Here is a 4,294-nt window from a genome sequence, read left to right as displayed (position 1 = left end):
CTGTCCGACATGGAATCCGGCCTCAGCCGCGAACAACGCAGCTTCGCATGGGGCGTATTGGGCCACTACCATGCACAAAGCCAAAACATGCCGACTGCTTTGAGCTACTACGGCCGCGTTTCCGACCGCAAACAACTGACTGACGAACAATTGGAATGGTACGCACGCGCCGCTTTGCGCCTGCAACGTTGGGACGAATTGGCAAGCGTGATTCAGCATATGCCTGAAAAACTGCAAAAAGACCCGACATGGCAATATTGGCTGGGTCGCAGCTTCGCTGCACAAGGTAAAAGCAGCCAAGCCAAAGAAATGTACGAAAAAGCCGCCACTTCCGGCCGCAATTTCTACGCCGTAATGGCAGGTGAAGAATTAGGCCGCCGCATCAATACGCGCAACAACGTTTCCGATGCCGATGCCAGAGACGTCCGCCGCATGAGCGAAGATGGTGCCATCAAACGCGCATTGGTTCTGTTTAAAAACAGCCAAAGCAACGGCGACTCCAAAATGCGCCGTCAGGCACAGGCAGAATGGCGTTTTGCCACCCGCGACTTCAATGAAGATAACCTGCTGACTGCCGCACAAGTCGCTTTTGACAACCAGTTCTACGACATGGCAATCAACAGCGCAGACCGTACCGACCACAAACTCAACTACAAGCTGCGCTACCTCTCTCCGTTTAAAGACCTGACCGTCCGCTATGCCGCACAGGCAGGCGTTGACCCAGCATGGGTTTACGGTTTGATTCGCCAAGAGAGCCGCTTTGTCATGGGCGCGCAATCCAGCGTCGGCGCGCAAGGCCTGATGCAAGTAATGCCTGCGACCGCCCGCGAAATTGCAGGTAAAATCGGCATGAGCAGCAGCGAACTCTACACCATGGACGGCAACATCCGCATGGGTACTTGGTACATGGCAGATGCCAAACGCCGCCTGCAAAATAACGAAGTAATGGCCACCGCAGGCTACAATGCCGGCCCCGGCCGCGCCCGCAACTGGCAGGCTTCTTCGCCTTTGGAAGGTGCCATCTACGCCGAGACCATCCCATTCACCGAAACCCGCGACTACGTGAAAAAAGTCATGACCAACGCGACTTATTACGCGTCATTATTCAACGAACCGCAAACTTCGTTGAAACAACGTATGGGTACGGTTCCCGGCCGCTATTAATGCCCGATAGGCCGTCTGAAAAGTGAGACAGAATCAAACGTTCAGACGGCCTGTAATCTTGACAGACTATCGGGTTTATAAGATAATCGCCCGATTGTTTCTGACCGAAAAGGTCACTTGCACGGCAAAAGCCGACTTGTTAGGAGGTGATGTTTACATCACGGCGCGTATCCCGCCCTGCCCTAGGCAAACCAGCGATACAACAACTACCCCATTATGACAAACCGTCCTCTATTTCTTAAAACGGTTTGATTAAACAAAATTTAAAGGAAATAAAATGCCTGCTATTCGTGTTAAAGAGAATGAACCATTTGAAGTTGCCATGCGTCGTTTCAAACGTGCCGTAGAAAAAACCGGTCTGTTGACCGAGCTGCGCGCCCGTGAAGCGTACGAAAAACCAACTACCGAACGCAAACGCAAAAAAGCTGCTGCAGCCAAACGTCTGCAAAAACGTCTGCGCAGCCAACAACTGCCTCCTAAAATGTACTAATTACAGGCCTGCCCTGTGATAAACAACACACCGCAAGGGCAGCTTTGCGGTGTGTTTTGTTTTTCAGACGACATTTTTTATATAAAGTGAGAACATTATGAGCCTAAAAACACAATTAACCGAAGACATGAAAACCGCCATGCGAGCCAAAGACCAAGTGTCTTTAAGCACCATCCGCCTGATTAATGCCGCCATCAAACAATTTGAAGTAGATGAGCGCACTGAAGCCGATGACGCAAAAGTCATCTCTATCCTGACCAAAATGGTGAAACAGCGCAAAGACAGCGCCAAAATCTATACCGAAGCCGGCCGTCAAGATTTGGCTGATAAAGAAAACGCGGAAATCGAAATCCTCAACCGCTACCTGCCGCAAATGATGTCTGCAGAAGAAATCAAGACTGTCGTTGAAGCAGTCATTGCAGAAACCGGTGCATCAGGCATGGCCGATATGGGCAAAGTCATGGGCGTATTGAAAACCCGCCTGGCCGGAAAAGCCGACATGGGCGAAGTCAACAAGGTTTTGAAAGCCGCATTGACTGCTTAATCATCAATAATCAAAAAGGCCGTCTGAAATATTATTTTTCAGACGGCCTTTCTTATTGTGCTCATCAAACAGCAGTTACTTTACCTTCATGACGCAACAAGGTAATCAAATCGCTGATACGTTTTTTCATGGAACGGCGATCGACGATTTGGTCGATTGCACCCTTCTCCAACAAGAATTCTGCACGTTGGAAACCTTCCGGCAGGGTTTCGCGTACAGTCTGCTCGATAACGCGCGGACCGGCAAAACCAATCAGAGCATTCGGTTCTGCCAAAACCACATCGCCCAAGAAGGCAAAGCTGGCAGATACGCCGCCCATGGTCGGGTCGGTCAATACGGAAATAAACGGCAGACGTTTTTCAGTCAGCAAATGCAAAGCCGCGCTGGTTTTCGTCATCTGCATCAAAGAGTTCAAACCCTCCTGCATACGCGCACCACCGGAAGCCGCCACGCAAATAAACGAACAATTATCTGCAACAGCACGGCGTACACCCTGCACGAAACGCTCGCCCACTACCGAACCCATGGATCCGCCGATAAAGCGAAATTCAAACGCAGCCACCACGACAGGCAGGCCGTTCATGGTGCCTTTCATAACGACCAAAGCATCGTCCTCACCGGTTGCTTTACGCGCAGCAGTGAGGCGATCCGTATATTTCTTGCTGTCTTTAAATTTCAGCGGGTCTGTCGGTTTAATATTGACTGCAATCTCTTCACGGCCTTCTTCATCCAAAAGCAGGTCCAAACGTTCGCGCGCAGAAAGCGGATTGTGATGATTACATTTCGGGCAGACTTCGCTGTTTTGTTTCAACTCGGTTGAGTAAACCGTTGCCGAACAAGACGGACATTTGTGCCACAGACCTTCAGGGACGCTGGACGAACTGCTTCGGTTTTTAATTTTCGGAGGAAGAATTTTATCTAGCCAGCTCATGAATGACTCCTTAGGATTCAGAATTCAGACGGCCAGTTGAACGTAAGGCCGTCTGAAACAATAGAATGGAAAAATTTAGCGAATCGCGTCTTTCAACTCTTTAACCAACGCGCCTACTGCTTCAGCCTCGCTACCTGCGTGGCTTTCAATCTCTTTGACGATACGGCTGCCGACAATAACAGCATCCGCCACCGCACCAATCTTACGCGCACTCTCCGCATTATTGATGCCGAAGCCGACACCAATCGGAATATCGATGTATTTGCGCAAAAGCTCTATTTTACGCGAAACTTCTTCAGTATCCAAACTTGCCGCACCGGTTACACCTTTGAGCGATACATAATACACAAAACCGCCGGCCACTTTGGCAATCGTTTGAATACGCTCCTCAGTTGTCGTTGGCGCAATAAGGAAAATACAATCAATACCTTGCGCTTTCAACGACTCATGCAAAGGCGCAATGGTCTCTACCGGGGAATCCACGGTCAACACGCCATCTACACCTGCTTCGGCAGCCGCTTGTGCAAACGCCTGATAACCCATTTTATGTACTGGGTTCAAATAGCCCATTAATACAACCGGCGTTTTATCATTGGTTTGGCGGAACAAGCGTACTGTTTCCAATACGTCGTGCAAGGAAACATGATTTGCCAATGCCCTTTCAGCCGCACGTTGAATAGTCGGGCCATCCGCCATCGGGTCAGAAAACGGCACACCCAGTTCCAAAATATCAGCACCATTAGCCACCAGGCTATGCATCAATGCCAAGGTTGTCTCAAGGCTGGGATCGCCCACCGTAATATAAGGAATCAGTGCTTTTGCGCCATTGAGCGCTGAGAAAGTTTGTTGGATTCTGCTCATTTTCTGCTATCCATTTCATCGATTTGAATGTTGTCCGGCAGCCTGTTTATTCTGCCGTTACATTTGTTTTAAAAACCTCAGTCTGCCATGAAAGGCGGCATCTATCCGCATTATCTAATGACTGTTTCTTCCCAATCGGCAAACAAGAGGCTAAGTATAACATTTACGGCTATTTCATAGAATCATTTGCAATCAAGATTCTGATATTTTGAAAGCAATATAAAACAATAAAGGCCGTCTGAAAATCATTCAAACAGCCTTTATTAGAATCAATTATGCAAATCTTTGTATGCCTTCGCACTTT

Annotated in this window: 5 protein-coding genes; 3 read left to right on the top strand and 2 right to left on the bottom strand. The window is 48.9% G+C overall.

Annotated features, from left to right (window positions below; translation table 11 throughout):
• From ACTHUT_RS14670 to ACTHUT_RS14660, 3 genes are all read left to right on the top strand, one after another.
• A partial coding sequence (locus ACTHUT_RS14670) for a transglycosylase SLT domain-containing protein (RefSeq protein ID WP_440418962.1) occupies positions 1 to 1,164 on the top strand: 1,164 nt, incomplete at its 5' end.
• 277 nt (positions 1,165 to 1,441) lie between these two features.
• Complete coding sequence (gene rpsU, locus ACTHUT_RS14665) at positions 1,442 to 1,654, top strand: 30S ribosomal protein S21 (protein WP_003680926.1); 213 nt, start codon at positions 1,442 to 1,444, stop codon at positions 1,652 to 1,654.
• Positions 1,655 to 1,751: 97 nt separating this feature from the next.
• Positions 1,752 to 2,198, top strand: a complete 447-nt coding sequence (locus ACTHUT_RS14660; RefSeq protein WP_003680927.1) for a GatB/YqeY domain-containing protein — start codon at positions 1,752 to 1,754, stop codon at positions 2,196 to 2,198.
• 64 nt (positions 2,199 to 2,262) lie between these two features.
• Here ACTHUT_RS14660 and accD read toward each other — a convergent pair whose 3' ends face one another.
• The gene (gene accD, locus ACTHUT_RS14655) at positions 2,263 to 3,129 is read right to left on the bottom strand and encodes an acetyl-CoA carboxylase, carboxyltransferase subunit beta (protein WP_250600056.1); all 867 of its coding nucleotides are present in this window, start codon (positions 3,127 to 3,129) and stop codon (positions 2,263 to 2,265) included.
• 75 nt (positions 3,130 to 3,204) lie between these two features.
• Positions 3,205 to 3,990 (bottom strand): tryptophan synthase subunit alpha, encoded by a 786-nt coding sequence (gene trpA / locus ACTHUT_RS14650; protein WP_250600054.1) that lies wholly within the window; start codon positions 3,988 to 3,990, stop codon positions 3,205 to 3,207.
• Positions 3,991 to 4,294 lie beyond the last annotated feature (304 nt).

This window comes from Neisseria sp. P0022.S010, from assembly GCF_051956635.1.
This window is presented reverse-complemented; position numbering and strand designations above follow the sequence as displayed.

Coding starts and splice junctions, on each gene's coding strand:
- rpsU (WP_003680926.1), top strand. CDS start 1,442: ATGCCTGCTATTCGTGTTAAAGAGAATGAACCATTTGAAGTTGCCATG.
- ACTHUT_RS14660 (WP_003680927.1), top strand. CDS start 1,752: ATGAGCCTAAAAACACAATTAACCGAAGACATGAAAACCGCCATGCGA.
- accD (WP_250600056.1), bottom strand. CDS start 3,129: ATGAGCTGGCTAGATAAAATTCTTCCTCCGAAAATTAAAAACCGAAGC.
- trpA (WP_250600054.1), bottom strand. CDS start 3,990: ATGAGCAGAATCCAACAAACTTTCTCAGCGCTCAATGGCGCAAAAGCA.